The organism is Blautia faecis (assembly GCF_027662325.1).
GTDB classification, from domain to species: Bacteria; Bacillota; Clostridia; order Lachnospirales; family Lachnospiraceae; genus Blautia_A; species Blautia_A faecis.
On the sequence record NZ_JAQDKY010000098.1, the window covers coordinates 1 to 1,884 of the forward strand.

Sequence of the window (1,884 nt, forward strand, 5' to 3'; positions counted from 1 at the left end):
GGGCGACGACTTTATGGACATGAATTATGAAGAAAATATTGTGGAAAGAATTGCTGGTAGCTGTCTTTCTACAAGTATTCGTACCAATGGGGCTGTGGCTGTTTTTCTGCCGGATGTGGCACAAAGGATCGCAGACCTTATGGATGATGATTTCTACATTGTATTTACAAGTGTCCATGAGGCAATGATTCATCCTAAGAGGATGTCCTGTCCGGAAGATCTTGAAAGAATTTTAAAAGAGACACTTAAAGAGGCTACCCCGGACGAAGATTTTCTGACAGATGAAATATATTACTATGACAGAGGTGCCCGGAAAATAATGAAATGGAAAAAGGTGGTATCAAAGGTAACTTTACCGGCAAGCTGTGTTGAAAGGCTTCCGTTGTAAATAGCAATGATAAGGTTTTACGGATTATAAGAAAGGAAACGGAAATTTTATATGTGTCAGCGTTTAACGTATGAAGAATTTGTCCAGAAATTACGGAAATGGATAATAAAAGCTGCTCATCTTCCAGAGGACTATGTTTTCTTTAAGAAAAAAGAAAAGACCGGAATAACCGCAAATGGGGACCGGTTATTTGTAGTCTGCGCTGAAACGGATTCCGGAAAAGACATCTGCGGGATTTTTGTGGAAGAACTTTACCAGGATTATGTAGAAGGAACTTCTATGGAAAACATAGAAGCAAGGGTGAAGTGTGACCTGGATAGAGCAGGAAATATGGAAAATACCAGATATCTGAATGACTATGAAAAAGTCAGGGAACATCTCTTTCTGGGGCTTTTGAACCTGGAAAAACACAGGCATGAACTGAAAAATGCCGTATATAAAACAATGGGGGACATTGCAATCACGTTATATGTGCATGCAGGAACCTTGAAGAATGGGATTACATATTTGAAAGTCAGATCGGAATATTTGGAAACATGGGGCTTGGAAAAAGACGATGTTTTACACGATGCTCTTTTAAACAGTTATCGTATATTGTCTCCAAGAATCTATGATTTCAAAAAAATGATGTACACTCCGGGGTATGCTGGTGATGACTTCATGAATGTGGATCCCTATTTTATTTCAGATAAAAAAAAGAAGGAGGGAATCTGTCTTAGCGTAAACGGACTCACAAATGGAGCTGTGGCAGTCCTGTATCCAGAAGTGATAAAAAAACTGGTGGAATTAATGGATGGGGATTTTTATGTGGTATTTAGCAGTGTGCATGAAGCCCTGATACACAGCTCAAAACTTTGCAGCTTAGAAGAGCTTGAGAATTTATTAAGAACTTCCAATTCGAGAATGACATTCCAAAAGGAGTTTTTAACGGATAAGGTCTATTATTACTGCAGGGAAGAGGATAAATTTATTATGCTTCAAGGCAGTCTAAAAATGTTAGTTACAACAATCCGTATGGATGAGGAAAATTAAATGATAAGGAACGAGATGCGGCGGGAATTTCCTGCCGTATCTTTTGTTAAGAGGAGAAGAAAATGTCCGAGGGATACGAATACAATTTGTTGACACAGGAGCTGCTTCTTCAAGGATATACGGCGGAACACTATCCGGACTATGTTCGAATCGGAAACGGAAGGCTGGGAAAGTCATCACTTGAAAATTCATGCGGCGGTTTTATATATACCAAAGATTATCTGGAAAAGAAAGCATTTATGTCTGGCTGTGGTCTATACGTGAGTTGGGAAAAATGTATTAACGATATAGATTACCTGGAGGAAACATTCTGCTTTGAAAATGATAATGTCGTTTTTCGGTGTCCATGGCATAAGAAAAATTGTGAACAGAATCATCCCTTATTAAGGGAAGATAATTTCGGCTTCTGTGCCTGCCATATGGTATCAGATTACCAGTATGAAAAAAGTGCAGAATATTTGGAA

2 protein-coding genes and 1 pseudogene are annotated in these 1,884 nt (G+C 38.7%); all 3 read left to right on the forward strand.

The features are described from left to right. On the forward strand, positions 1–388 hold a 388-nt coding region (locus tag PGQ38_RS19245), incomplete at its 5' end, for a DUF5688 family protein (protein WP_270433171.1). A gap of 51 nt (positions 389–439) precedes the next feature. Next, positions 440–1,420, forward strand: a complete 981-nt coding sequence (locus PGQ38_RS19250) for a DUF5688 family protein (protein ID WP_270433175.1) — start codon at positions 440–442, stop codon at positions 1,418–1,420. Positions 1,421–1,482: 62 nt separating this feature from the next. Beyond that, positions 1,483–1,884, forward strand: a pseudogene (locus PGQ38_RS19255) (sarcolemmal membrane-associated protein); the annotation flags it as partial.